A 26,712-nucleotide genomic window follows, 5' to 3' on the forward strand; every position below is an offset into this window, starting at 1 on the left:
TGGCAATTATCAACACATCGACCGGGATGGACCAGCGCTCGACGGCGGGCATCGGCCGGTGGGTGTTGGACGCCGTGGACCTGTTCCTGCCGCGCCGCTGCAGCGCCTGCGACCGTCCGCTGATGTCGCATGAGAAAGCCGTGTGTCTGCCCTGCGTGCACGACCTGCCGCGCACCGGCATGCACCTGCAGGCGGACAACCGGGTGGAGCGGCTCTTCCACGGCAAGGTGATGGTGGAGGCCGCCGCGGCCCTGCTCCAGTTCAACCGCCGGGGCCGCACCCAGCGGATGCTGCACCGCCTCAAGTACCAGGGTGACCACGCCGTGGGGCTCGAGATGGGCCGGTGGATGGCCGAAGCCCTGCGCGCCAGCCCCCGCTTCGCCACCGTGGACCACGTGATGGCCGTGCCGCTGCACCCGCAGCGGCTGCGCGAGCGCGGCTACAACCAGAGCCAGGTGCTGGTCGACGGCTTTCGCGAAGTGTGGCCCCTGCGCCTGCCCGACCAGGGGCTGATGCGCGTGGTGCGCACCACCACCCAGACCCGCAAAGGCCGCTGGGAACGCTGGACCAACGTGAAGGAGGCCTTCGAGCTGGGCGATACCCGGTCGCTCGCCGGTGCGCATGTGCTGCTGGTCGATGATGTGGTCACCACGGGGGCCACCCTGGAAGGATGCATCCGTGCGTTGCTGCGCGTGCCCGACCTGCGGGTGAGCGTGTGCACGGCGGCGACGGCGTGAGGGCGATCAACCCATCACCGCAGGGCCTTCACCGATCGAACCGCACCGTTCGCTTCCTCCAAACGCGCCAGATACACGCCTGGTGCAGCTGCGGCCAGGTCCACCACGTGGCCGTCGCGGGCATGGCTTTGCATCAGCACCAAGCGGCCTTGCGCGTCCCACACGGCCAACTGGCCCACCACACCTGCCGGCAGCCGAAGCCGCCACTGGCCGGGCTCCAGGGGGATCAACCAGGGGGCTTCGTCATCCTCCGCCGCTTCCATCACCGCCACCGGGGCGCTGCAATTCTCCACCTGGCCCAGCCACCGCGCCACGTGCCACAGGGTGTCGCCGTCGATGGTGATGAAACCGCCTGACATGTACAGCTCATCGCGCCACACGGTGAACCCGTTCGCTTTTCCACCCGGGGTTTGCATGGCATAGCTGCCCCCCAGGCCACACCAGCGGCTGCCGTCCCAGCGCGCGGCGTTCTCCGCCGGCACCCCGCCGGCGTAGTTGAACTGCCCGGCCACGTACAGGTCGCCGTTCCACGCGTGCAGGTCCAGCGCCACGCCTTGCGTGCTTGCGGGCAGCGCCGCCAGCAGCCCACTACCCAGGGTCTGCCACTGGGTTCCGTTGAAGCGCGCCACCATGTTGCCCGGCGCTCCGCCCGCCTCGAAGAACCACCCGCACACGTACAGCCAGCCGTCCTTGATCAGCACGTCCTTGATCGGGTCCAGGGTGCTCCACCCCGGCACAGCCTCCCAGGCCGCGCCGTTCCAGCGCATGAAGCTGTAGTGCTGCCCTTGCAGGGGGTCGAAGAACAGGCCGGTGATGTAGGGCACGCCCTGGTACTTGAAGGCGAAGCCCACGTAGCTGGTGGGCCCGTGGTGCAGCACCGGCGCCCGGTAGGGGCTGGGCACGATGGTATCGCCCACGTAAGCGAACACGCAGCTGCTGTCGTAGCCGCACAGAGTGCCCCGGTAACCGGTGAGGTACATGGTGTCCTGCGGAAAGTGCGGCACCAGGGTGGCCATACCGCCCACGCCGGGGTTCACGCAGGGCAGGCGCTCCCACCCGTTGGTCTGCTCGTTCCAGCGGGCAAAGGACTCGTTCACCACCGAATCGGCGTCCCAAAAAACGAATGCACCATTTGCGTGCAAGCGGCCGTCGATCCGCATGAACTCGTACATGTTCGAACAAATATTCCCGCCACCACAAACGCCCACCGGAGCAGGCAGTGCAGACCAAGTTGCCCCGTCCCACATGGCCGCACCAGCGGTGTAGATCGAATCAGCCCCCACTACAGCCCACTTGAAATTGCCGCCAACTAAGAGCTTATCCCACACACTGTCCCCGTAAACCACATTCACCTGCGAGTGCAGCTTTGCCAAGGGCTGCAAGGGTGCCCAGTACTGCCCCATGCCCGCCGCTCCGGTACCGCACATCAGCAGCACCGCCAAGGTCCTGGCGCTCCTCATCACCGCAGGGCCTTAACCGATCGAACCGCACCGCTCACCTCCACCAAACGCGCCAGGTACACACCCGGTGCGCGGTCGGCCAGGTCCACCACATTCCCGTCCTGCGCCCTGGCGACCATCTGCACCAAGCGGCCCCGCGCGTCCCACAGCTCCAGGCGGCCCGCATGGCCCTGGGGCAAGCGTACCTGCCACCGCCCGGGCTCCAGGGGGATCAACCACGGGGCTTGGTCCTCAGGGGCTGTCTCGGACACGCTCAGGTTGGGCGAGAGCCCGAAGCTGCAGATAAAGCCATCGTGGCTGTGGCCGGGATGCGGGTCGGTGGCGAAGAAGTCGTCGATGGGGTTGTAGTAGTGGGTGTTGTTGGTGGAGATCCAGCCATAACCACCGCCCAGGTTGTTGGTGAGGTCGCCATCGTACCAATCCAGCGGACTCAGGGGATCGAACTCGCGCAGGGGAAAGCTCAGCTGGTCGCTGATGGCGCCGCCGGCCAGGTAGAGCTCCGTGACGCTGGCGGCCACGCCCCAGCCACGATCGGCGTGGATGCCGCCCCAGTAGGTGGTCCAGATGGGCTCCTGGGTGGCGCCGTTCACCGCCAGCACGAAGGCATCGCGCCGGTCGCCACCGAAGGTGCCCAGCAAGGGCTGGTCGTACAGGGTGCCCGCCCCGGCATGCCAGATGCCGGTGGCGCTGCCGGTCTCCCCGGTGGCGTATAGGCGGCAGCCGGTGCCACCTGCGTTGCAGGCCGGGTCCACCTCCAGGTCCAGCACGGCATCGGGGCCCTCGCCGCCGTAGAGGCTACCCCAGAGCAGGGCGCTGTTGCCGTGGCCGAACTTGAGCAGGTAGCCATCGCCCTGGCCACCGGGCACATCCTGGTGCAAGGCGATGGGACCACCGGCGGGCAGCTGGGCGGCGGTGAGGTTGGTGCTGCGGGTGGTGCCCCCCACCCAAATGAAGGTGCCGAAGGCCTCGCTGCTCATCACCTCCAAGGCAAGCCCCAGTTCGCGGCCATTGCCACCCCAGTAGGTACACCATTCGATCTGGTAGGCGTCCAGGTTCAAGCGGTCCACATAGGCATCGCGCTGGCCGCCGCCGGGGGTGCCTTGGTAGAAGTCGGCCGTGCCGGGCAGGTCCACCACGTCCAGGGGAAAGAGCGCCGGGTCCGCCAGCCCCGCCGTGGTGCCGGTGAGGTAGGCGTAGCGGCCCTGGGTGGTGTTGAGCAGGCGCAGGTCGGCCAGGCCGGTGATCTCGCCCATGCTGCCGAAGGGGGTGCGCCACTCGGCCTGGTAAGCGCTGTTGAAGAGGGTGAAGAAGCCCCCGCCTACCGGCTTGCTGAAGGCGCCCGACGGCGTCACATACGGATAATCGTATTGCAAGGGGTCCAGCGGCGTCTCGCTCAGGCGGCCGCCCCAGGCCACGATCCCGTCCGCATCCACGTCCACGGCCATGCCTTCGGCCAGCCACACATCGCCCAGCGGGGCGCCGTGCGTGGTGCTCCAGTCCATGCGCCCATCCAGTTTCCGGAACGCGCTGAGGTAGGCGTTCGGCTTGGACCAGACCTGAACAGGATCGGTATCCGCATTCGCAAATGCCGATCCCGGCCAAGCTTGCAAAGGAAAATTCAAGCTCACCGTACTTCCGGTGACGAAGACATAATCCTTGTCGGTGTCGGGTCCGCGGTACACGGCCAGGTCATAGGCTTTGTCCAGGTCGGCCGCGCCGCCGCCGGCCGCGCCACCGCCCAGGTAGGTGGCCCATAGGATGCGCTTGGTGCTGCCCTCGAACTTCATCACCACCGCATCCTCGCCGCCCATCAGGTTGTCGAAGGCAGGTGGATAGAACTGCGTTCCCGTACCGATCGGAAAGTGCGACTCGTATGCATACCCGCAGACGTAGGCGTTGCCGTCCTCGTCCACATCAGCGGCGGTGAGCTCATCGGCATCGTTGCCGCCCACATAGGTGCTCCAGCCGAGGTTGCGCGGGTCGGTGGGTTCCCAGGCGCCCAAGGGCGGCGGGCCGATCTGGAAGATGAGGGGCAGGTGAATGTCGTAGGGGCCGAAGTCGAAGGTGACCTGCGTGCTGCCCTGCACGTGCTCGTACTCGGCGCTCCAATAAACTGGCACAATGGTCCCCTGGCCGTCCACTTGGAAGGCGATCGCCTCCTCCAAGCGGAGGAACTTCTCACCGAAGTACATGCGCAGGGCCCCTTGCCAGTCCACGTTCAGGCTGTCCTGCCCGGTGAACTGGAGGATGATCTGCCCGGGTTCGCTGCCCGGCTGGCACACGAAGGCCATCTTGGGCCCGGAGCGGCCGCCGTAGAAATGCTGGTCGATCTTGGGGTACACCTCTTTCTTGATGATGCGGCCTTTGGGATGCAGTCCGGTGGTGGCCGATGTACACCAAGGGAAGTAGAAGTTCTGTACCCAAGGCAGTTCGGCCGCATGGCCGATGATCGGCTCCTCGTTCGCGGATTCTCCCACAAGGGCCAGCTCCACGGAGCGCAAGGTGTCCGGTGTGCTCGCTGAGGTGTCGCGTTGGGCGAGGACGAAGCGTGAGCGGGTACCGGTCTGCACATAAACGCGCGGCAGCGTGCCACCGGTGTAGGCGATCACATCCTCATTCACGCTGCCATCATCGTTCAGGAGCTGCCCGGCGTTCAGGGTGTACCAAGCATTCCCCACGGTATCGCCGAAGAAATCGGGAACCTGTGCGCACAACGGGCCTGCGGCCAATATCCATGCAACAAGGAACGATACGGGTCGAAGTTGCTGTTCCATGGTGATGCGGGTTGATGTCCCGAAAGTAAGGCCTGTTGATCACGAATGATCGACTTTTTATCCACCGTTCCTCGATCCATAACGACCGGTCCGCCCCACCCCGCCCCCTCAGATACCTTTGCGGCCCTTCCCCCTATGGAGACCACGCTTTCACTGCCCGCCACCACGGACCGGGTGTCGCTCTACGCCGCGCTGATGCCCCAATTGCGGGCGCTGTTGGCGGAGGAACGTGACCCCATCGCCGCCATGGCCAACGTGAGCGCCGCCCTGCACCAGGCCTTCGGCTGGCATTGGGTGGGCTTCTACCGCGTGCTGGGCGCCGAGCTGGTGCTGGGTCCCTTCCAAGGGCCGGTGGCCTGCATGCGCATCGGCTTCGGCAAGGGCGTGTGCGGGGCGGCCTGGCAGCAGGAACGCACGTTGGTGGTGCCCGATGTGGAGCAGTTCCCCGGGCACATCGCCTGCAGCCCCCTGAGCCGGTCGGAGATCGTGGTGCCCCTGCGCGACCGGCACGGGCACGTGGCCGCCGTGCTCGACATCGACAGCAGCATGCTGAACGACTTCAGCGAGGTGGATGCCCATGCCCTGGCGCAGGTGGGCGCCCTGCTGGAACCCCTCTTCGAATGAGCCGGCACGCGGCGACCGCCCTGGTGGTGTTCCTAGCAGCCTGTGCCCAGGTGCGCGACCCCACCGGCGGCCCCAAGGACGAGGATCCACCACAGCTGGTGTCCGCCGAACCACCGAGCGGCACCACGGGCTTCACGGGCGGGGCCATCACCCTGCGGTTCGACGAACGGATCGACCTGCGCAAGGTGCGCGATAACGTGGTGGTGTCACCACCCTTGGAGACCCCCTTGGAGGTGACCCGCACCGGTCCGCGGGACGTGCGGATCGACCTGCCCGGCCCGTTGCTGCCCAACACCACCTACGTGATCAACCTGGGCCAGGCCGTGGTGGACCTCACCGAAGGCAACGCCGCGGACGAGCTGGTGCACGTGGTGGCCACGGGCGATGTGGTGGACAGCCTGGAGGTGGCCGGAGCGGTGCGCCACGCCTACACCGGGATGCCGGAAAAGGCCGTGGCCGTCCTGCTCTACGCCGAAGGCGACACCGCGGCCTTCACCACCGGCCGCCCGCGCTACATCGCCCGCACCGATGCCGAGGGCCGCTTCCGGCTGCGCTACCTGGCCGGGGGCCGCTACGCCCTTCGCGCGCTGCGCGACATGAACGGCAACCTGCGCTACGACCTGCCCGGCGAGGAGATCGCCTGCGACACCGCGGTGGTGGCGCTGCCCGGCGACAGTGCCATTCATGTGCTGGAACTGTACCGCGAGCCGGGCCTTCAGCCGCAGGTGATGGACGACCGAGTGCTGCCGGAAGGCGCGCTGCAGCTGGTGTTCAGCAAGCCGGTGGACAGCCTCTCGGTGCTCACCCCGGCGGATGGGCCCCGTCCCGTCTGGACCTTGGAGTGGGGCCTCGGAAGGGACACGGTGTTGGCGTGGCCGCAGGACACCACCCTGCTGCACGGCGTGCGCGTGATCCTGAGGCCGGATACCGCCCCGGCGGACACGGTGACCTATCGCAGGCCGCCTCGCCCCCCCTTCAACCTGGTGCTGCGCGCGGGTGGCCCCGGGCCCAAGGGGGTGCCCCTGCGCGCCTCCCGTCCGATCGACCGGGTGGACACGGATCGGATCGCGGCCACCGGCCCGGGGGCGGATAGCGTGCGCTTCGCGGTGGAGCGGGATACGACCGACCGACGCGTGCTTTGGATCAGGCCGAAGGCCGGACCGTCGGGCTCCATCCTGCTGAAAACCAAGGCCGTGCACGATCTGTATGGCGGCTGGAACGACAGCACCACGGTGGCCTTGGCGGCGCCTGACCCGGACACGTTCGGCAGCCTGAAGCTCACGTTCGACGGCGGATCCGAGGAGGCCCTGATCGCCCTGCTGCAGGATGCCCAGGGGCGGGCCGTGCGCCGGCAGCCGCTCTCCGGCGGGCTGCGAAGCGTGGTGTGGGAGGGGCTCACCGCCGGCACCTACGCCATCCGCGTGGTGCGGGATGCCAACGGGAACGGCCGCTGGGACCCCGGACGCTGGCGGGAGGGCACTCTGCCGGAGCCCGTGCTGACCCATCCCGAGCCCGTGAACGTGCGCGCCGGCTGGGACCTGGAGGTGAACTGGACCCTGCCCTGAGATGTTTTTCTGCGGCTGGCAACGCCGGGCGGACCCTTCGCGTCATGTAGTCGGTCCACCAGCGGCTGTGCACGACCGGTTCCCGTTCCCTGCGGTACCTTTCAGCACCGGCCGACCTTTGAGACCCGAACGAACCTGACGATGATGATGCGATCCTTTCTGTGCGCACTGCCCGTGGTGGCGGTGCTGAGCCTGGGCCAGGTCCATGGCCAGGGTGTGGTGCCTACGATGGGCAAGGAGTTCTGGCTCGGTTTCATGCAGAACTACCAGGGCAACCCCACCCAGAGCCTGGACATCTTCATCAGCTCCCCCGTGGCCACGGTGGGCGTGGTGACCATGCCGCTCGTGGGCTGGACGCAGGCGTTCAACGTGAGCCCGAACGTCACCACCACCGTGACGATCCCCATCGCCACTGCGATGCACTATCAATCGGACATCATCGACAACAAGTCGGTGCTGGTGCAGACGCAGGACACGGTGGCGGTGTTCGCCATCAACTTCGAGCAGTACACGGCGGACGGCACCACGGTGTATCCTGTGCAGTCCCTGGGCACCGAATACCGGATCCACGCGTATGGCGGTCTATCCGGTGTGGCCGGCCTCGCCTCCGAGTTCCTGATCGTCTCCACCCAGGATGACACCGAGGTGGAGATCACCACGACGGTGAACACCGAGGGTGGCCACGTGGCCGGTGTGCCATGGACGGTGCAGCTGGACTCCGGGCAGACCTACCAGGTGAAGGCGGCAGGAACCAACGTCACAGACGACTTCACCGGGACGACGATCATCGGGACGGCGCAGAGCGGTAGTTGCAGGCCGTTCGCGGTCTTCAGCGGTTCGGTGTGCACCAACATCCCCACCGGCTGTTACGCCTGTGACCACGTGGTGGAACAGAACCTGCCCAGGAACGTGTGGGGCCGGAAGTACTATTCCGTCCCCTACTCCACCACCACGGGCTACACATACCGCATCCTGGCCGATCAGAACGGCACGGTGGTGACGGTGAACGGTGGTCCGCCCATCAACCTGAACGCCGGACAGTTCACCGAGGTGAACGCTTACGGACAGGCGGCCTGCTTCGAGGGCAACGTGCCCTTCAGCGTGGCGCAGCTCATGGAGGGCATCACCTGCAGCGGCAACGGCGACCCTGCGCTGCTGATCCTGAACGCCGAGGAGCAGCAGATCGACAACATCACCTTCAGCACGGTGTCGTCCACGGTGATCACGAACCACTACCTGAACATCATCACGGAGACGGCGAACATCAACCAGGTCTCGCTGGACGGTGTGCTGGTGCCGGCGGCCAGCTTCACGGCCTACCCGGCCTGCCCCACAGCGGCCTATGCCAGCGTGCCCCTGACCCAGGGAAGCCACACGCTCACCTGCCCGGGTGGCCTGTCGGCCTATGTGTACGGCATGGGCAGTGCGGAGAGCTACGCCTACTCGGTGGGCTCCTTCACCCCGCTGCCGCCCATCAACATCGACTCGGTGTTCTGTGGTGTGGACAGCACCGGCACGCTGACCCTGGCCCCGCCCAACCCGCTCTTCAACCCGTTCTGGACGGTGATCTCCGACCCGACGGACACCCTGCACTACGGGTTCTCCTACACCTTCACGCCCCCCGGTAGTGACGTGTACGTGGTCACGGGTTATGAGAACCTGAGCCAGTGCGAGGAGCAGTACTTCTTCAGCGTGGAAGTGGACACGCCGCCGCTGCTGACACCTACCGCCAATGGGGTGCCTTCACCGGCCTCGATCACGATCTGTGAGTATGAGACGGTGCAGTTGAACGTGGATGTGGACCCACCCGGCACCTACCTCTACAACTGGTGGCCGGACCCGCAGTTGAACGATGGATCGCTGCAGAACCCGATCGCCACGCCCACGCAGAGCGGCTGGTTCTATGTGAGCGTGAGCACCCTGAACGGGTGCGCCGTGAGCCTGGACAGCGTGTACATCGACGTGATCCAGGGCGACATCCTGCTCTACGAGGCCAGCACGGCCGTGGACGCCCTGTGCCTGGGTGATTCCTCGCAGCTGGACCTGCAGGTGCACCAGATCATCGCCGAGGACCCCTTCGACCTGGTGTTCTCGCCGATGTGGAGCTCGATCCAGGGCGGCACGATCAGCAATGCCTGCGGATCGGTGTTCGGCGATGCGCTCTATTTCGACGGCGTGAATCCGCGGCAGGCCACCACGGGTGCGATGAACGTGATCAACGGCGGCAGTGTGAGCTTCGCCATCAAGATCGGTGCGGCGGCCCCGCCCTGCGACGATGCGGACCCGGGCGAGGACGTGGTGCTGGAATACTCCACGAACGGCGGTGGTGCGTGGACCGTGATGGCCACCCTCTGGGAGTACCTCTACCCGAACTTCACCACGGTGAGCTACCCCATTCCCCCTGCCGCGCAGACGGGAGCCACCCTCTTCCGTTGGCGGCAGCTGGCCAGCAGCGGCCCCGGCAACGACAACTGGAGCCTGGACAACGTCGCCATCGGCGCCCAAGGCACCACGGGGCTCACGATCAACTGGTCGCCCGCCGCCACCCTCAGCGCGGCGAACATCACCAACCCGATGGCCTACCCCACCAGCACGGGGTGGTACTATGTGCAGAGCACGCTCACCGGCACCCAGTGCAGCTATCAGGACTCGGTGTACATCGAGGTGGGTGCGCCGTTCAGCATCGCCATGACCCCGGACACCGCGATCTGCGACCTGGGCGGCATCCAGCTCGATGCAGCGCCGAGCTCGGGCACCAACCACACCTGGACGTGGACCCCGAACAACGGCACGCTCTCGGCCACCTTCGTCCAATCACCCATCGCCACACCGGCCACCACCACGGAGTACTTCGTGACGGTGACCACCGGCCAGGGCTGCAGCGCCACCGACAGCGTGACCATCACCGTGAACCAACTGCTGGGGCTGACGATCACCACACCGGATGACGACCTGTGCCAGGGGGAAAGCACCCTGCTCGATGCCACCATCGCCGGCAACACCACCAACCTGGTGTACAGCTGGACGCCTGCCGGCTCGTTGAGCGACGGCACCGTGCAGGATCCCACGGCCACGCCGTTGACCACCACCACCTATGTGCTGGCCGTCACGGACACCATCAGTGGATGCGTGCTGACGGAGGACATTGACATCACGGTGAGCACGGCCTACGTGGTGGAGGCCACCCCGGACACCTCGCTCTGCGATCCGGTGGGCTTCGTCCTTGACGTGCAGCACAACGTGCCGGGGGCCATCATCAGCTGGACCCCGACGAACCAGCTCGTGGGGGCCAACACCGCGAACCCGGTGATCACGTTCGACTCCACCGCCCAGTACATCGTGGTGGTGCAGGATGCCCTAGGCTGTTCGGCCCGTGACACGGTGAACATCAACGTTCCTTTCGACGACCTCACCTTCATCTCCGACTCGTCGCTGTGCGCGGGCCAGAGCATGGTGATCGATGCAGGATACCCGGGCAGCACGTATGCCTGGAGCACCACCGCCACCACACAGAGCATCACCGTCTCCGCAGCGGGCGCCTACACCGTGGTCATCACCGACACGCTCGGCTGCCAGGCCACCTTCACCACCAACGTGACGGTGGACCCCCTGCCGGTGATCGTCCTCGGGCCTGACACCTCGCTGTGCATCGGACAGAACTGGACCCTGGACGCCGGCAACCCGGGCAGCCAGTACCTGTGGAACACCACGGCCGTCACGCAGGCCATCACGGTGAGCACGAACGACCTGTACTGGGTCGAGGTGACGGATGGGAACGATTGTGTGAACACCGACAGCATCAACGTCGTGTTCGACCCGCTGCCGGTGATCGACCTGCGCGACACCACGGTGTGCATCAGCGAGACGATCACGCTGGACGCGGGCAACGCGGGCAGCAGCTACCTCTGGAGCACGGGTGAGACCACCCAGGCCATCCAGGTGGACAGCGTGAGCGCGACCTACTCGGTGGTGGTGACCACGCCCACCTGGTGCGTCGATTCCGCCGATGCGGTGATCGACATCATCCCCTTCCCCATCGTGGACCTTGGTCCGGACACGGCGCTGTGCGACACCGACACCATGGACCTGAACGCGGGCAACCCCGGCCAGGCCTACATCTGGAGCAACGGCGCCCTGACGCAGACGACCTTCGTCACCACCACGCAACAGGTGTGGGTGGACGTGTTCAACGGGTATTGCACCACGCGCGACACCGTGGAGGTGGTCTTCAACCCCCTGCCGAACATCATCACCGAGGAGGAGCAGGTGATCTGCCTGGACCACTGGCCGAAGAAAACCCTCCTGGATGCCGGAAACCCCGGTTGCACCTACCTGTGGAGCACCGACGAGGAGACACAGACCATCGAGGTGAACACCTACGGCTGGTACATCGTGGACATCACCACCCCGCTGAACTGCACCATCACCGACTCGATCGAAGTGGTGGAGTACTGCCCTCCGCAGTGCTTCGTGCCGAACAGCTTCACGCCGGACGGTGACGGGGTGAACGACCTGTTCATGCCGAGCGGCTACAACATCGCCACCATGGAGATGAAGATCTTCGACCGGTGGGGCGAGGAGATCTTCGCCGGCAAGGATGCGGAAGTGGGATGGGATGGCAAGCGCAACGGCACGGACGTCCAGGACGGCGTGTATGTGTGGAAGCTGAAGTACCGCTTCATCGAGGACGTGAACGGCATGATCGGCGCGGAGAAGGAGAGCGTGGGCCATGTGACCCTGATCCGCTGACGACGGGCGACCGTTGCTGCGAAGGGCCGGGGTTCTCCCGGCCCTTCGCCGTTCCAGGCCGGGAACCTTGACGGGTGGATCCCGTATGCACGGCGCGAACCACCCCGCTCTTCGGTGGACATGACCGCCCGAACCCCCTTCCTGCACATGCGCCCGGCACTGGTCGTCGGCCTTGTCGTCCTGTGCCTGAGCAGTGCATCGGCCCAGGTCAACGGCCCGATGCCGACCCTCGGCACGGACCTGTGGACCGGCTTCATGCAGAACGCCTATGGTGCCCAGGAGACGCGGTTGTACATCAGCGCGCCCTCCGCCACCACTGGCACGGTGAGCATTCCCCAGACCGGCTGGAGCCAGGCCTTCAGTGTTCCGGCGAACGGGGTCGTGCAGGTGAACGTCCCCAACACCGCCGAACATGTCGGTTCCGAAACAGTGACCGGAAAAGGGGTCCGGATCCAGGCGGTCGCACCCGTGGCCGTCACCGCGGTGAGCTACCAGAGCTACACCCATGATGGCACCCAGGTGCTTCCGGTGGAAGCGCTGGGCACCGACTACTTCGCCGAGGCCTACCGCGGCCTCCCCGGGTTCAACGAATTCTACAAGAGCGAGCTGCTCATCGTGGCCACCACCGATGACACGGAAGTGGAGATCACCCCCAGCGTGAACACCGCCGGGGGGCGGCCCGCAGGCGTCCCCTTCACGGTGATGCTCGACGAGGGCCAGAGCTATCAGGTGCAATCGGCCCTGTCGTCGCTGGACCTCACGGGCACGCGCGTCCGGGCCACAGCGGCGAGCGGTCCCTGCCGTCCCTTCGTGGTGCTCAGCGGGAGCATGTGCGCCAATGTGCCGGTGGGCTGCCCGGCCTGCGACCACGTGGTGGAGCAGATGCTCCCACTGGAGCGCTGGGGCACCTCGTTCAAGACCTTCCTGCCCGGCGGGATCTCCAATGCGACCGTGCGCGTCCTTGCCGGCCAGAACGGCACCAGCGTCACCGTGAACGGAGGCGCGCCCATCTCCCTGAACGCCGGCCAGGCCCACGAACTGAACGGACTTGCAGGCACCGCGTGCATCAACGCGTCGGCGCCCGTCTCGGTGGTCGTCATCTATGAAGGGTACAACTGCGCCAACGCGGGCGACCCCTCGATGGTGGTGATCGAACCGGACGACCGCACGACCACCTCCACCACCTTCAGCACGGTGAGTTCGCCGCAGATCACCGGCCACCGGGTGGAACTGGTGGTGCCCACCGCCGTGGTGGGCCAGGTGGCCGTGGATGGCACAGCCGTGCCGGCCGGCAGCTTCACGGCCTTCGCCACGTGCCCCACCTGGTCGCATGCCAGCCGCACGATCACCTCGGGCACGCACCGCGTCACCGCTCCGCAGGGCATCCATGTGTACGCCACCGGCTTCGGCACGGGCGAGAGCTATGCGTTCAACGCCAACGCCACCGAGGTACCGGTGGTGGTGCAGGACTCGCTGCTGTGCGTGAACGGGCCGGTGACGTTGACCTCGCCCGAGCCCATGGACAACCCGCAGTGGGAGGCCGCCAGCACACCGGGGGTGGTGCTCGCCAACGGGCTGAGCTACTCGTTCACACCCACCACCAACGACACGTACACGGTCTCCGGCACGGCACCGGGATCCACCTGTCCCCTGGAGTTCACGTTCCATGTCGGCATCCAGGTGCCCGTGACGGTGGAGGCCACGGCCAACGGAGGGAACGCGGCCCAGATCTGCCAGTACCAGCCCGTGCAGCTCGGCACCACGCCGAACCTCGACCCCAATGCCTATGCGCTGAACTGGACACCGGCGGCCGTGGTGAGCGACCCCACCATCCCCGACCCGGTGGCCTATCCGATGACCACCACGTGGTTCAAGCTGAACGTGACCAGCCCACTGGGCTGCGGCAGCGCCACCGACAGTGTGCTCGTTCAGGTGACACCGAACACGGTGCACAGTGTGGAGGCCATCACGGCCGACAGCATCATCTGCCTGGGGGACGCGGTGCAACTGGGCACCCGCACGCAGCGGATGATCGGCTTCGACCCGTTGGACAACACCACCTCGGCGATGTGGGCCCAGGTGCAGGGCGGTGGCGTGAGCGGCACCTGTGGGGCGGTCAACGGCAACGCGCTCCTGTTCAATGGAACGGGCACGCGGCAGGCACGCACCACCCCCGCCAACGTGCCCCAGGGCGGCACCCTGATGTTCAGCCTGTGGATCTCGGGCGGCACGGCACCCTGTGACGGTGCCGAACCCGGGGAGGACGTGGTGGTGGAATACAGCTTGAACGGGGTGGCCTGGACGGTGATCCAGACCTTGAACGAGTCGCAATACCCGGCCTTCACCCCGCTCACCCTGGCCATCCCGCCCGCCGCATGGTCCGCCGCCACGCACTTCCGCTGGCGCCAGCTGGCCAACAGCGGTGCCGCGCAGGATGTGTGGGCACTGGACAACGTGACGCTCACCCGGGTGGACAACACCGGGGTGCCGCTCCTGTGGTCGCCTGGCGCCACGCTGAACGATCCGACGAGCGCGAGCCCGGTGGCCACACCCCTGGCCGACACCTGGTACACCGTGGAGGCCACCAGCGGAACGGGATGCACGGTCAGCGATCCGGTGTTCGTCCAAGTGGCCCCGGCCTTCACCATCAACGCCGGGAATGACGTGCTGCTCTGCGGCGGCGGACAGATCCAGCTGCAGGCCACCGCCAGTTCCGGCCAGGGCATCCAATGGAGCTGGGCCCCGAACAACGGAAGCCTGAACAGCACGACCATCGCTGCGCCCATGGCCAGCCCCACCGCCACCACGACCTACACCGCCACGGCCACCAGCAGCATCGGATGCACGGCGAGCGATGCGGTGACCGTGACGATGGGGCCCCAATTGGGCCTCAGCCTCAGCGCCAGTGACCTCACGCTGTGCCAGGGGGAGAGCAGCCAGTTGAACGCCGTGATGCAGGGCACAGGGACCTTGCAGCTCCTCTGGAACAACGCCGGCAGCCTCAGCAGCGCCACCGCCCCGAACCCTGTGGCCACGCCAAGCGGGACGACCACCTACACGGCCACCCTCACGGACACGCAGACCGGCTGCAGCACCCAGGCCTCGATCACGATCGCGGTGACCACCGCGTACAGCATCGCGGCCACGGAGGACACCACCCTGTGCAACGCACTGGGCTTCCAGCTCGATGTGCAGCACAACGTGCCCGCACCGTTCACCATCGCGTGGACCCCGGCCGCCCTCCTGAACTCAGGGAGCATCGCATCCCCCACGGTGATGGCCGACACCACGATGCTCTTCGAGGTGACGATCACCGATGCGAACGGCTGCTCGGTGACGGATTCCGTGCGCATCACCGATGCGTTCGACAGCATGGTGAACCCGGTGAACATCGCGGGATGCGTCGGCCAGAACGTGGTGCTGGACGCCGGGTTCCCCGGAAGCACCTACGTCTGGGCGCACGGCCCGACCACGCAGACGGTCACGGTGACCGCCAGCGGCACGTACGTGGTGGAGATCACGGACGCCCAGGGCTGCCAGACCACCAAGACCTTCAACGTCGCGCTGAACGCCTTGCCAGCGCTCGACCTGGGGCCTGACAGCCTGCTCTGCGGGGTCACCGCGTTCACCATCCAGGCCAACAGCCCGGGCAGCACTGTGGTGTGGGGCAATGGCAGCACGGGGCAGCAGTTCCAAGCGACGGGCAGCGGCACCTACACCGCCACCGCCACCAGCGCACAAGGATGCGTGAGCACGGACGCGGTGACCCTCACCTTCGCGCCGATGCCGATCGACGCATTGCAGGACATCACGGCCTGCTCCACCACTTCGGTGACGCTCGACGCGGGCAACCCCGGGAGCTCCTACCTGTGGAACACGAACGCGACCGGCCAGTCGATCCCGGTGACCACGAGCGGCACGTACAGTGTGCTTGTGACCGATCCCCAGGGCTGCAGCGCCACGTTCGATGCCCAGGTCGTTCTGGTGGAACCGCCTGTGGTCGACCTGGGACCCGACACCACGGTTTGCACCGGTCCGGGTGTCGTGCTGGACGCCGGCAACCCGGGCAGCACCTACCTGTGGAGCACCGGCGCCACGGGACAGACCATCAGCCCCTCGCAGAGCGGCCTCTACGGGGTCCTGGTCAGCAACTCCGTCTGCCAGGCGTCGGACAGCGTGATGCTCACCGTGCTTCCCGGGCCGGTGGACGGACCGATCGACGCCACCGCGTGCACCGGCGAACCCGTGCTGCTCGACGCCGGCAACCCCGGAAGCACCTACGCCTGGAGCACCGGGGCGACCACACGGACCATCACAGCTGCCACGGCGGGAACGTACACCGTGCTGGTGACCACGGCGCAGGGCTGCACCGGTTCCTTTGATGCCGCGGTGACCTTCGTCCCCTGGCCCGTCGTGGACCTGGGACCGGACACGGCCCTGTGCCAGGGCGATGTGCTGACCCTGGATGCAGGCAACCCCGGCGCAGCGTACACCTGGAGCACGGGCGCCACTGCACGCACCATCGACGTGGTGCAGAACGGCACATACAGCGTCACCGTGGACAACGGATACTGCAGCGTGAGCGACGCCGTGGTGACCGGTTTCAATCCGCGTCCCAGCAGCATGCCCGTGCACCAGATCTTCACCTGCCTGGACGAGGAGCCGCATTTCGTGGTGATCGATGCCGGCAATCCGGGCTCGCGCTTCGACTGGAGTTCGGGGGAGACCGCACAGATCATCCTTGCCGGCGCGTACGGCTGGTACTTCGTCGACATCACCAACACGTTCAACTGCGGTCTGCGCGACTCGGTGAAGGTGAACGAGTTCTGCCCGGCGAGCATCTATGTGCCCAACACCTTCACCCCCAACGCCGATGGCATCAACGACACCTGGGGGCCGGTGGGCAAGAACGTGGCCACGATGGAACTGATCGTGTTCGACCGCTGGGGTGGAGTGCTTTGGCAGACCAACAGCCCCACCGACCAATGGGACGGCACCGCACATGGTGCGGAGGTCCCCAACGAGGTCTATGTGTGGAAGATGCGCTACCGCTTCGTGGACGACGAGCAGGGTGGCGTGGGCATGGAACAGGAGCGCATGGGGCACGTGACGGTCATGCGCTGACCCGATCAGAGGCGCAGCTCGAACGCATCGGCCTCCAGGGCCACCGGGAACTTCGCCCGGAAGTCCTCCAGCTCCGCACGATCCAGGATGGCGGTCACCAGGCCCTCCTGGGAGGGCTCCACAGCGGCCACCGCGGCCCCACGGGGACCGATCACCACACTGTCGCCGCTGTAGTGGATGCCCTTGCCGTCCATGCCCACTCGGTTGACCCCGGCCACGTAGCACTGGTTCTCGATGGCGCGTGCGATGAGCAACTGGCTCCACGGATAGCGCCGCGCCTCCGGCCAGTTCGCGACGTACAGGATGGCATCGTAGTCGCCGCGGTTGCGCGCGAACACCGGGAAGCGCAGGTCGAAGCAGATCTGCAGCAACAGCCGCCATCCCTGCCACTCCACCACCACCCGCTCACGGCCCGGGCTGTAGTGGTCCGTCTCGTTCGCGAAGCGGAAGAGGTGCCGCTTGTCATACACGGTGACCTGCCCGTCGGGCTTCACGAAGAGCCCGCGGTTGAAGCGGTGGCCGCCCTCGGCAATGATCACGCTCCCATAGAGGGCCGCATCCAGCGCGGCGGCCTGCGTTCGCATCCACTCCACGGTCGGACCATTCAAGGCCTCCGCGAGTTCATGGCTGCGCATGCTGAAGCCCGTTGTGAACATTTCCGGCAGCACGACGAGGTCGGTCGTGCCTTTCGATCCAGCGAGTTTATCGCTGAACATCGCCCGGTTCGCGGCCGCATCCTCCCAATGGAGCATGCTTTGCACCAACGTCATCCTCAGATCCCGCATAGCTTCTCGATCGCTGCGTCCAAGGTAGCGTCCTGCTTGGCGAAGCAGAAGCGCAGCAGTCGTTGACCGGGCGGAGGCTCCTGGTAGAAGGGAGAAAGCGGGATCGTCGCCACCCCGAACTCCCTCGCCACGCGTTCGGCAAAGGCCCGATCGCCCTCGTCGCTGATGGCACTGTAATCGGCCGTCTGGAAGTACGAGCCCTCGCAGGGCAGCAGCGTGAACCGCGAGTTCCTCATGCCGGCCACGAAGCGATCCCGCTTGGCCTGGTAGAAGGCCGAGACCTGCTCGTAATGCGCGGGCTCCTGCATGTAGGCCGCCAAGGCATGCTGCATCGGTGTGTTCGCGCTGAACACGTTGAACTGGTGCACCTTGCGGAACTCAGCCATCAGGGCCTTCGGGGCCAGGGCATAGCCCATCTTCCAGCCGGTGGCGTGGAACACCTTGCCGAAGCTGAAGATCACAAAGGCGCGTTCGCGCAGCTCCGGGTAGTTGATCGCGGAAGCGTGGGGCTCGCCATCGAAGACCAAGTGCTCGTAAACCTCGTCGCTCAGCAGCAGGATGTCGGTGCCGCGCAGCAGGTCGGCGATCCGCCGCATGTCCGCATCGCGCAGGATGGTGCCTGCCGGGTTGTGCGGCGTGTTGATCATCAGCATGCGGGTGCGGGGCGTGATGGCCGCCTTCACCGCTCCCGCATCGAACTTCATGTCCGCACCCAGGCGCACATGCACCGGCCTGCCGCCGAACAGCTCCACCGTGGGCGCGTAGCAGTCATAGGCAGGATCGATGATGATCACCTCATCGCCGGGATGGACGACCGCCCCCAGGGCCGTGAAGATGGCCTGGGTACCGCCCGCTGTCACCGTCACCTCCGTGTCGGGATCATAGTTGAAGCCGTACAGCCGCTTCACCTTGACCGCGATGGCCTCCCGCAAGGCCGGCAGACCCGGCATGGGCGCGTACTGGTTGTGCCCGGCCCGCATGGCCTTGTCCACCAACTCGATGAGCCTGCTGTCGATGGGGAAGTCGGGGAAGCCCTGGCTCAGGTTGATGGCGCCGCACTCCTGCGCGAGCTTGCTCATCACCGTGAAGATGGTGGTGCCGACGTGGGGGAGCTTGCTGGTCAACCGCATGCTCGGCTAAGCTAAATGGACGCGGGTCCGAGTTCACCACGGGCCATAGATAGGGAACAAGAAAGGCCGTCGATGACGGCCTTTCCAGTAGTTCATCAGTGATCTTTCACTCCTTCGTCACGCTCGCCGCCAGGTATTCCCTGTTCATGCGGGCGATGTGCTCCAAGCTGATGCCCTTGGGGCATTCCACCTCGCAGGCGCCGGTGTTGCTGCAGTTGCCGAAGCCCTCCTTGTCCATCTGGTCCACCATGGCCAGCACGCGGCGCTTGGCCTCGGGACGACCCTGGGGCAGCAGGGCGAACTGGCTCACCTTGGCGGCCACGAAGAGCATGGCGCTGCCGTTGGGGCAGGTGGCCACGCAGGCCCCACAGCCGATGCAGGTAGCGGCGTCGAAGGCCTTATCGGCATCATCCTTCGGGATGGGCACCGCGTTGCCGTCCACCAGGTTCCCGCTGGTGTTCACACTGACGAAACCGCCGGCGGCCTGGATGCGATCGAAGGACCCGCGGTTCACGGCCAGGTCCTTGATCACGGGGAAGGCCGCGCTGCGCCAAGGCTCGATGAATATGGTGTCCCCATCCTTGAACTTGCGCATGTGCAACTGGCAGGTGGTGATGCCGCGGCCCGGGCCGTGGGGTTCACCATTGATGAACAGGCTGCACATGCCACAGATGCCCTCGCGGCAGTCGTGGTCGAAGGCGACCGGGTCCTTGCCCTCGCGGATCAGCTGGTCGTTCAGCACGTCCAGCATCTCCAGGAAGGACATGTCCTCGGACACGTCGTTCACGGGATAGGTCTCCATGCGGCCCTTGTCGTTGGGACCGTTCTGGCGCCAGATCTTCAGTGTCAGTTTCATGGTGAATGGTCAATGGTGAATGGCGAATGGGCAGGCCTCATCTGCCATCACGGTCCTTGCGAAGTGATTCGTAACGGGCCTCGATCTTCACGATCATTTTGTTCAACATCCGCGCTATCGAGGTGAGGCGAGATGTGATCGGCGTAGGGTCCAAGCGGAGCTTGCGGTATAGCCGACGAGCAAGTTCCAGATGTGTTTCGAGCTCGTACAGTGAACCACGCGTGATCCGGAGGTAACTGAGCAGTTGGCGATCACTACTGGTGCCGCGGCCCCATCCTTCTGCGATGTTGGCAGGCATGGAAACCGCCGCCCGGCACATTTGGCTGACCAGGCCGAAACGCTCCTCGTTGGGCAGCAGCGCCGCGAACTCATACACCATCTCTGTGGTGTCCATGGAGTGTTGCCAGATGATGAGGTCACGGTAGCTGCTGATGGACCCATAGGGCTCGTTCGGCTCCTCCACGCAGAGTTCATTGAAGGCATCCAATCGTTCCTGGCTCATGTCAGCTCCGGGTATTTCCCATTCACCATTGACCTTTCGCCATTCACCTACTTGTAGCTCCGCTGCGTCAGTTTCACCTCCTCGAAGGTCAGCGGCTCCTTGTGCAGCTCGGCCTTGCCGGCCTCGCCCAGCCACTCCCAGGCGGCCACGTAGGCGAAGTTGGCGTCGTCGCGCTTGGCCTCGCCCTGCTGCGGCCCCTCCATCTCCTGGTACTCCTCGCGGAAATGGCCGCCACAACTCTCGTTGCGGTGCAGTGCATCCATGCACATCAGCTCACCCAGCTCCAGGAAGTCGGCCACGCGACCGGCCTTCTCCAGTTCCTGGTTGAACTCGTCGGCCTTGCCGGGTACGCGCACATCCTTCCAGAACTCTTCACGGATCTGGCGGATCTCCTGGATGGCCTCCTTCAGGCCCTGCTCGTTGCGCGCCATGCCGCACTTGTCCCACATCACCTTGCCCAGTCGGCGGTGGAACTCATCCACCGGCTTGGTGCCCTTGTTGTTGATGAAGTGGTTGATGCGGTCGGTCACCTCCTTCTCGGCGGCGTCGAACTCGGGACGCTTGGTGTCGATGGGGCCGGTGCGGATGTCGTCGGCCAGGTAATCGCCCACGGTGTAGGGGATCACGAAGTAGCCGTCGGCCAGGCCCTGCATCAGCGCTGAGGCACCGAGGCGATTGGCGCCGTGGTCGCTGAAGTTGGCCTCGCCCAGCGCGAAGAGGCCCGGTACGGTGGTCTGCAGGTTGTAATCCACCCACAGGCCGCCCATGGTGTAGTGCACGGCGGGGTAGATCTTCATCGGCTCCTTATAGGGGTTCTCGCCGACGATGTTCTCGTACATGTCGAAGAGGTTCCCGTACTTCTCGCTCACGACCGCCTCGCCCAGCTCGCGGATCTTCTCCTTGCTGGGGTTCTCCAGCTTCAGGATGTTCGCCTGGAGCTTGCCGTAGCGCTCGATGGCCGCGCTGAAGTCCAGGTAAACGGCCTCACCGGTCTTGTTCACGCCGAAGCCCGCATCGCAACGCTCCTTGGCGGCACGGCTGGCCACGTCACGCGGTACCAGGTTGCCGAAAGCCGGGTAGCGGCGCTCCAGGTAGTAGTCGCGGTCGGCCTCGGGGATGTCGCTGCCCTTCTTCTTCCCTTCGCGGATGGCCTTGGCATCCTCCAACTTGGCCGGCACCCAGATGCGGCCGTCGTTGCGGAGCGACTCCGACATCAGCGTGAGCTTGCTCTGGTGCGTGCCGCTCACCGGAATGCAGGTGGGGTGGATCTGCGTGTAGCAGGGGTTGCCGAAGAAGGCCCCGCGCTTGTGCGCCTTCCACGCGGCGGTGACGTTGCTGCCCATGGCGTTCGTGCTCAGGAAGAACACGTTGCCGTAGCCGCCGGTGCACAGGAGCACCGCGTGCGCGCCGTGCCGCTCGATCTCGCCGGTGATCAGGTTGCGGGCGATGATGCCGCGCGCCTTGCCGTCCACGACCACCACATCGAGCATCTCGTGTCGGTCGTACATCTTCACCGTGCCCTTGCCCACCTGGCGCATCAGCGCGCTGTAGGCACCGAGCAGCAGCTGCTGGCCGGTCTGTCCGCGGGCATAGAAGGTGCGGCTCACCTGCACCCCGCCGAAGGAGCGGTTGTCCAGCAGTCCGCCGTAGTCGCGGGCGAAGGGCACTCCCTGCGCGACGCACTGGTCGATGATGTTCGCGCTCACCTCGGCCAGGCGGTACACATTGGCCTCGCGGGCCCGGTAATCGCCGCCCTTCACGGTGTCGTAGAACAGACGGTACACACTGTCACCGTCGTTCATGTAGTTCTTGGCGGCGTTGATACCCCCCTGCGCGGCGATGCTGTGGGCGCGGCGGGCGCTGTCCTGGAAGCAGAAGGCCTTCACGTTGTAGCCCATCTCCGCCAACGAGGCCGCGGCGGCACCACCGGCCAGGCCGGTGCCCACCACGATGACATCGATGCGGCGCTTGTTCGCAGGCGCCACGATGCGCATGTGCCCCTTGTGGTAGGTCCACTTCTTGTCGATGGGACCGGGAGGGATCTTGCTGTCGAGCTTGCTCATGGAATTGCGGACGGATCTAAGGGAAGGATCAACCGGGGAAAGCGAACATCCACACCGGGATGAGGGCGAAGAGGATGGGCACCACCACGCCGAAGAACACCCCCACGTTCTTGATGATCGGGGTGTAGCGCGGATGGTTCAGGCCCAGGCTCTGGAAGGCGCTCTGGAACCCGTGCAGCAGGTGGAAGCCCAGCACGGCCATGGCCACCACATAGAACAGCACGTACAGGGGCTGCTGGAAGGCGGCCGCCACCACGGTGAAGAGGTCGGTGTTGCCCTCGGCATCCATCGGCAGGCCACCCCAGTGCATCTCGTACCAGAAGTGCTTCATGTGCATCACGATGAACACCAGCAGCAAGGTGCCCAACAGCGCCATCTGGCCGCTGTACCAGGTGCGGTTGGCGGAAGGCTTCTCCTTCACGTAACGGGTTGGACGGGCCTGGCGGTTCTGCATGGCCAGCAGGATGCCGTCAAAGGCGTGGAACAGGATGCTGAAGTAGAGCAGGTAGCTTACCACCTTGATCAACGGGAAGGTGGTCATGAACTTGGCGTAGGCGTTGAACTTCAGCCTGCCTTCCGGGCTGGCGTCCAGCAACTGCAGGTTGCCGGCCAGATGGATCACCAGGAACAGGCAAAGGAAAAGGCCCGTGAGGGCCATCCAATACTTCTTCGTGAGGGAGGAACCGAGGAGGGCTGTTCGTGCCATGTCTTCTTAACAGCGAACCACTGAGGTTCGTTCGGCCGCAAACTTACGGGGCGAGCGGTTGGCATGGAAGCCGAGGGGGGTGCGTCCCTTGTTTAGAACGGTTCTGATCAGGGCTGCCGCCGCCAATGGCAGATGGTCGGGCACGGCTTACTGACCTGGGTAGGCCTTCCGCGTGGCCGCGATGGACCGCTTGATCATCGCCTTCAACACCCTCAGGTCGATGTCGGCCAGGCGCTTCACGTACAAGCAGCCCTTCGTGGCCTTGTGCTTCCCCAGTTTGGCCAGCACCTCCGGCTCCAAGGCCTCCTGGCCCAGGTAGATGACCAGCTCCGGCTTGCGCGGGCTGAAGGCCGCGAGGGGCGCGCTGCCCGAATGACCGCTGGCGTAAGTGTAGTGGTAGGTTCCGAAGCCGATGATTGACGGGCCGTACATGTGGGGCTGCTCGCCGGTCAGCTCCTGCATCAGATTCACAAGCACCCGGCTGTCATCGCGCATCTCCTCCTTGGGGTGCTTGTCGATGAAAGCCTCCACATTAGCGGTGGTGGCCTGGGTCTTGTTGGCCTTCGCCATGGCTCAGAACTGCTTGTCCAGCTCGACGTACTGCACCTGGGCCATGTGCGGGAAGTAGGGCAGGGTGCCGATCAGCTCCTTCGCCCGGCCCAACTCCACCCCGCTCAGGAGCAGGAACGCCCCCGTCCGGTCGGTGCTGATGAAGAAGCTCTCGAGGAGCCCCTCCTCCTTCCACCGGTTGACGAACTCCATCTCCACCTTCTGTAGCTCCGGGGTGGCCCGGATGTGCGCCATGCCTTCGGGGGAAAGGGAGATGGAGACGAGGATGCGTTTCATCGGGATCGGGTTGGACGGGGCAAGAATAAGGAGCGGAGGTGATGAAGGTGGTATGGCCCCATGTGGTCAGTAATCCTGGGGATGATGTGCCGCGTGAGGGATAGGAGCAAGTAGCCCGCACCCCGAGGCTTTGCGAGGGGGAGGACTACTGCGGATAGCCCGACGGCGCGCTCCCGAGCGGAGGCTTTGCGCAGCGAAGGGACGGCGCCGGCACGCCCAGAACAAGCCTCAAGTCACAAAGCTATTGATCCGGCATTCATGATCTGGACTCAGGCTGCGTAACGAACGGTGTCTTTCTGGAACAGTGCGATGATGCGCTTGGGGTGTCGCTGGAGGGAACGCAGGAAGCGTGATGTGAAGAGTTCAAGCTGCCCCTTCTTGCGTGCTGGAGCGTGCTTGGTGACGGCATCCTTCAGCGCTGCGTTCGCTACTTCCACCGGGTTGAGTTCGGGCGAATAACTCGGCAGGTGGAAGACCTCGATGCTCTCCAGATGCTCCTCGAGCCATTCCTTGACCGGCTTGCTGTGGTGGACCCTGAGGTTGTCCAAGATCAGGAACACCTTGTTGTCGCTATCCTTGACCAGTCTTCTCAGAAAGCCGATCAGGATGCTGCTGTTCAGTGCGCCCTTGAAGACCATCCAGCGCATTTCCCCGCGATTGGTCACCGTGGAGATCACCGAACAGCCGTGGCGGTTGTGGTTCACCCTGACCACGGGAGTGTGGCCTCGCAGGGAGTAGCTGCGCCCGCGAACGTCATCACTGCGCAGACCGGTCTCATCGCCCCAGTGGATCACGGCACCTTCAGCCTTGGCACGTGCACGGATGGCCGGATAATCCTCGTGCAGCCACTTGCGCACCGCCTCCGGTCGCTGCTCGTAGGCCTTGCGCAGTGGCTTCTGCGGCGTAAATCCCCAGCGCTCCAGATAGAGCCCCACACTGCGTATGGCCAGCTTGCGGTCGTAGCGCCGCTCGATCAGCTCGCGCACCGCTTGCCGGTTCCACAACGCATAAGGCATTTTCAACTGATCGGGCGTTCTGTCACGGATCAGCCGTTGTGTCTCCTTCTCCTGCTCACTTGTCAGGATGCGTCCCTTGCCCACCGGGCGACCGGTCTTCCACACACGAATGGCCTTCCAGCCACCGGCCTTGTACCGTTGCCAGGCTTCGTTCACCGTGTTGCGGGACATGCCACAGAGTTCGGCCGTTTCCTTCAGGCCCATGCCCTTGAGCCTGCATTGCACCGCCTGCCTACGACGCTCATTGAGCTCGGGCATCGACAGCTTCCTGGAGTCGTTCTCGCGCATGCCTCGGCAAGATCCACAGATCGTGCCGATCGTCCGCTATATCGATGCCGGATCAATAAAGCCCCAAGCTTCAAAGGCGTGCCTTGGGCCTTGATGCTTGTAGCTTGAGAATTGAAGCTTCGCTCCCTCCCCTACCTTCGCCCTATTCACCTACGCCGAGGCTTCGGCGAATTACAATGCGATACACACCGCTCTCTGCGTCCACCTACCGCGAGCACCGCGCCCGTTTCCGCCAGCACCTGGAGAAAGGGGGTCTGGCCGTGTTCCACAGCAACGACATCATGCCCACCAGCGCCGATGGCACGATGCCGTTCAAGCAGGCCAGCGACATCTTCTACCTCACCGGCATCGACCAGGAGGAGACGATCCTGCTGCTGTTCCCTGATGCGGTGGACCCGAAGGACCGCGAGATCCTCTTCGTGCGCGAGACCAGCGAGCTGATCGCGATCTGGGAGGGCGCCAAGTTCAGCCAGCAGGAGGCACGCGACCTGAGCGGCATCGCCACCGTGCTGTGGACGAGCAGCTACGAGGCCACGATCAAGCGCCTGGTGCCGCAGTGCGAGCACCTGTACCTGAACAGCAACGAGCACCTGCGCCAGCACAACGAGGTGGAGACGCGCGAGGACCGCAAGAACAAGGAACTGCGCGCCCAGTACCCGCTGCACAGCGTGAAGCGCAGCGCGCCGATCATGCACCGCATCCGCAGCCGCAAGACGCAGGAGGAAGTGGCGCAGATGAAGCGCGCGATCGCCATCACCGGCAAGGCCTTCGAGCGGGTGTGCGGCTTCGTGAAGCCCGGCGTGAAGGAGTACGAGATCGAAGCGGAGATCACGCACGAGTTCCTGCGCAACGGCTCACGCGGCCATGCCTACACGCCCATCATCGCCAGCGGCTACAACGCCTGCGTGCTGCACTACATCACCAACGACCAGGTGTGCATCGATGGCGATGTGATCCTGATGGACTTCGGCAGCGAGTACGGCGGCTACGCCAGCGACCTCACCCGCTGCATCCCCGTGAACGGCCGCTTCACCGACCGCCAGCGCGCGGTGTACAACGCCGTGCTCCGCGTGAAGAACGAAGCCACGCAACTGCTGCGTCCCGGCACCCTGCTGGCCGACTACCACAAGGAAGTGGGGAAGATCATGGAGAGCGAGCTGATCGGCCTGGGCCTGCTGGACAAGACCGATGTGGCGAAGCAGGACCCCGAGCGTCCGCTGTACAAGAAGTACTTCATGCACGGCACCAGCCACTTCCTGGGCCTGGATGTGCACGATGTGGGCCTGTGGAACGAGATGATCCAGCCGGACATGGTCTTCACCGTGGAGCCGGGCATCTACATCCGCGAGGAGAAGCTGGGCATCCGCTTGGAGAACAACATCCTGGTGACGCGCGACAACCCGATCGACCTGTTCGCGGACATCCCCGTGGAGGCGGAGGCGGTGGAGGAGTTGATGAGCCGGAGGAAGGTTGAGGCGTGAGCGGCT

At 65.3% G+C, this 26,712-nt stretch carries 17 protein-coding genes; 6 read left to right on the top strand and 11 right to left on the bottom strand.

The genetic code is table 11. The features are described from left to right. Nucleotides 1-26 precede the first annotated feature (26 nt). A complete protein-coding gene (locus IPM49_09990) occupies nt 27-737 on the top strand; it encodes a ComF family protein (protein MBK9274856.1) in 711 nt (236 codons plus the stop codon). A 14-nt stretch (nt 738-751) separates the two neighbouring features. Here the strand turns inward: IPM49_09990 and IPM49_09995 are convergent, their stop codons facing one another. Together IPM49_09995 and IPM49_10000 are read right to left on the bottom strand one after the other, a co-directional pair. After that, nucleotides 752-2,197, bottom strand: coding sequence for a hypothetical protein (locus IPM49_09995; GenBank protein ID MBK9274857.1), 1,446 nt, complete (start codon nt 2,195-2,197; stop codon nt 752-754). Then, nucleotides 2,197-4,971: an SBBP repeat-containing protein gene (locus IPM49_10000; GenBank protein MBK9274858.1), complete on the bottom strand. Its 2,775-nt coding sequence runs from the start codon at nt 4,969-4,971 to the stop codon at nt 2,197-2,199. Before IPM49_10000 ends, IPM49_09995 begins: the two co-directional genes overlap by 1 nt. A gap of 135 nt (nt 4,972-5,106) precedes the next feature. Here IPM49_10000 and IPM49_10005 point away from each other — a divergent pair, with 135 nt between their 5' ends. The 4 genes from IPM49_10005 to IPM49_10020 all read left to right on the top strand — a co-directional run bounded on the left by IPM49_10005 (nt 5,107) and on the right by IPM49_10020 (nt 17,033). After that, nucleotides 5,107-5,595, top strand: a complete 489-nt coding sequence (locus IPM49_10005; GenBank protein ID MBK9274859.1) for a GAF domain-containing protein — start codon at nt 5,107-5,109, stop codon at nt 5,593-5,595. Next, on the top strand, nt 5,592-7,160 hold the full coding sequence (locus IPM49_10010) for an Ig-like domain-containing protein (GenBank protein ID MBK9274860.1): 1,569 nt from the start codon (nt 5,592-5,594) through the stop codon (nt 7,158-7,160). The genes IPM49_10005 and IPM49_10010 overlap by 4 nt, the downstream gene beginning before the upstream one ends. A 144-nt stretch (nt 7,161-7,304) precedes the next feature. Further along, entirely contained in the window at nt 7,305-11,909 is a 4,605-nt protein-coding gene (locus IPM49_10015; protein ID MBK9274861.1) for a gliding motility-associated C-terminal domain-containing protein, read from the top strand. 120 nt (nt 11,910-12,029) lie between these two features. Beyond that, nucleotides 12,030-17,033 carry a gliding motility-associated C-terminal domain-containing protein gene (locus tag IPM49_10020; GenBank protein MBK9274862.1) on the top strand — a complete coding sequence of 1,668 codons (5,004 nt, stop codon included), beginning with the start codon at nt 12,030-12,032 and terminating at the stop codon, nt 17,031-17,033. A gap of 5 nt (nt 17,034-17,038) precedes the next feature. On the opposite strand, the gene IPM49_10025 is transcribed toward IPM49_10020, so the two are convergent. The 9 genes from IPM49_10025 to IPM49_10065 all read right to left on the bottom strand — a co-directional run bounded on the left by IPM49_10025 (nt 17,039) and on the right by IPM49_10065 (nt 25,225). Beyond that, a complete protein-coding gene (locus tag IPM49_10025) occupies nt 17,039-17,818 on the bottom strand; it encodes an amidohydrolase (protein ID MBK9274863.1) in 780 nt (259 codons plus the stop codon). Continuing rightward, nucleotides 17,806-18,948 carry a pyridoxal phosphate-dependent aminotransferase gene (locus IPM49_10030; protein MBK9274864.1) on the bottom strand — a complete coding sequence of 381 codons (1,143 nt, stop codon included), beginning with the start codon at nt 18,946-18,948 and terminating at the stop codon, nt 17,806-17,808. Before IPM49_10030 ends, IPM49_10025 begins: the two co-directional genes overlap by 13 nt. Nucleotides 18,949-19,054: 106 nt before the next feature. Next, a complete protein-coding gene (locus IPM49_10035) occupies nt 19,055-19,804 on the bottom strand; it encodes a succinate dehydrogenase/fumarate reductase iron-sulfur subunit (protein MBK9274865.1) in 750 nt (249 codons plus the stop codon). A gap of 37 nt (nt 19,805-19,841) precedes the next feature. After that, nucleotides 19,842-20,306: a four helix bundle protein gene (locus tag IPM49_10040; protein MBK9274866.1), complete on the bottom strand. Its 465-nt coding sequence runs from the start codon at nt 20,304-20,306 to the stop codon at nt 19,842-19,844. 47 nt (nt 20,307-20,353) lie between these two features. Then, on the bottom strand, nt 20,354-22,369 hold the full coding sequence (locus tag IPM49_10045) for a fumarate reductase/succinate dehydrogenase flavoprotein subunit (protein MBK9274867.1): 2,016 nt from the start codon (nt 22,367-22,369) through the stop codon (nt 20,354-20,356). 28 nt (nt 22,370-22,397) lie between these two features. Next, a complete protein-coding gene (locus tag IPM49_10050; protein ID MBK9274868.1) occupies nt 22,398-23,075 on the bottom strand; it encodes a succinate dehydrogenase cytochrome b subunit in 678 nt (225 codons plus the stop codon). A 147-nt stretch (nt 23,076-23,222) separates the two neighbouring features. Continuing rightward, entirely contained in the window at nt 23,223-23,645 is a 423-nt protein-coding gene (locus IPM49_10055) for a DUF1801 domain-containing protein (protein MBK9274869.1), read from the bottom strand. Between the two features lie 3 nt (nt 23,646-23,648). Further along, entirely contained in the window at nt 23,649-23,921 is a 273-nt protein-coding gene (locus tag IPM49_10060) for a hypothetical protein (protein ID MBK9274870.1), read from the bottom strand. Nucleotides 23,922-24,190: 269 nt separating this feature from the next. Then, complete coding sequence (locus IPM49_10065; protein ID MBK9274871.1) at nt 24,191-25,225, bottom strand: IS630 family transposase; 1,035 nt, start codon at nt 25,223-25,225, stop codon at nt 24,191-24,193. A gap of 176 nt (nt 25,226-25,401) precedes the next feature. Here IPM49_10065 and IPM49_10070 point away from each other — a divergent pair, with 176 nt between their 5' ends. Then, nucleotides 25,402-26,706: an aminopeptidase P family protein gene (locus IPM49_10070; GenBank protein ID MBK9274872.1), complete on the top strand. Its 1,305-nt coding sequence runs from the start codon at nt 25,402-25,404 to the stop codon at nt 26,704-26,706. Nucleotides 26,707-26,712: the final 6 nt, after the last annotated feature.

The organism is Flavobacteriales bacterium, assembly GCA_016715895.1.
Lineage (GTDB): Bacteria > Bacteroidota > Bacteroidia > Flavobacteriales_F > PHOS-HE28 > PHOS-HE28.

What these genes read in the sequence shown, in the direction of transcription:
- IPM49_09990 (MBK9274856.1), top strand. Translation starts at nt 27, where the DNA reads ATGGACCAGCGCTCGACGGCGGGCATCGGCCGGTGGGTGTTGGACGCC.
- IPM49_09995 (MBK9274857.1), bottom strand. Translation starts at nt 2,197, where the DNA reads ATGAGGAGCGCCAGGACCTTGGCGGTGCTGCTGATGTGCGGTACCGGA.
- IPM49_10000 (MBK9274858.1), bottom strand. Translation starts at nt 4,971, where the DNA reads ATGGAACAGCAACTTCGACCCGTATCGTTCCTTGTTGCATGGATATTG.
- IPM49_10005 (MBK9274859.1), top strand. Translation starts at nt 5,107, where the DNA reads ATGGAGACCACGCTTTCACTGCCCGCCACCACGGACCGGGTGTCGCTC.
- IPM49_10010 (MBK9274860.1), top strand. Translation starts at nt 5,592, where the DNA reads ATGAGCCGGCACGCGGCGACCGCCCTGGTGGTGTTCCTAGCAGCCTGT.
- IPM49_10015 (MBK9274861.1), top strand. Translation starts at nt 7,305, where the DNA reads ATGATGCGATCCTTTCTGTGCGCACTGCCCGTGGTGGCGGTGCTGAGC.
- IPM49_10020 (MBK9274862.1), top strand. Translation starts at nt 12,030, where the DNA reads ATGACCGCCCGAACCCCCTTCCTGCACATGCGCCCGGCACTGGTCGTC.
- IPM49_10025 (MBK9274863.1), bottom strand. Translation starts at nt 17,818, where the DNA reads ATGCGGGATCTGAGGATGACGTTGGTGCAAAGCATGCTCCATTGGGAG.
- IPM49_10030 (MBK9274864.1), bottom strand. Translation starts at nt 18,948, where the DNA reads ATGCGGTTGACCAGCAAGCTCCCCCACGTCGGCACCACCATCTTCACG.
- IPM49_10035 (MBK9274865.1), bottom strand. Translation starts at nt 19,804, where the DNA reads ATGAAACTGACACTGAAGATCTGGCGCCAGAACGGTCCCAACGACAAG.
- IPM49_10040 (MBK9274866.1), bottom strand. Translation starts at nt 20,306, where the DNA reads ATGAGCCAGGAACGATTGGATGCCTTCAATGAACTCTGCGTGGAGGAG.
- IPM49_10045 (MBK9274867.1), bottom strand. Translation starts at nt 22,369, where the DNA reads ATGAGCAAGCTCGACAGCAAGATCCCTCCCGGTCCCATCGACAAGAAG.
- IPM49_10050 (MBK9274868.1), bottom strand. Translation starts at nt 23,075, where the DNA reads ATGGCACGAACAGCCCTCCTCGGTTCCTCCCTCACGAAGAAGTATTGG.
- IPM49_10055 (MBK9274869.1), bottom strand. Translation starts at nt 23,645, where the DNA reads ATGGCGAAGGCCAACAAGACCCAGGCCACCACCGCTAATGTGGAGGCT.
- IPM49_10060 (MBK9274870.1), bottom strand. Translation starts at nt 23,921, where the DNA reads ATGAAACGCATCCTCGTCTCCATCTCCCTTTCCCCCGAAGGCATGGCG.
- IPM49_10065 (MBK9274871.1), bottom strand. Translation starts at nt 25,225, where the DNA reads ATGCGCGAGAACGACTCCAGGAAGCTGTCGATGCCCGAGCTCAATGAG.
- IPM49_10070 (MBK9274872.1), top strand. Translation starts at nt 25,402, where the DNA reads ATGCGATACACACCGCTCTCTGCGTCCACCTACCGCGAGCACCGCGCC.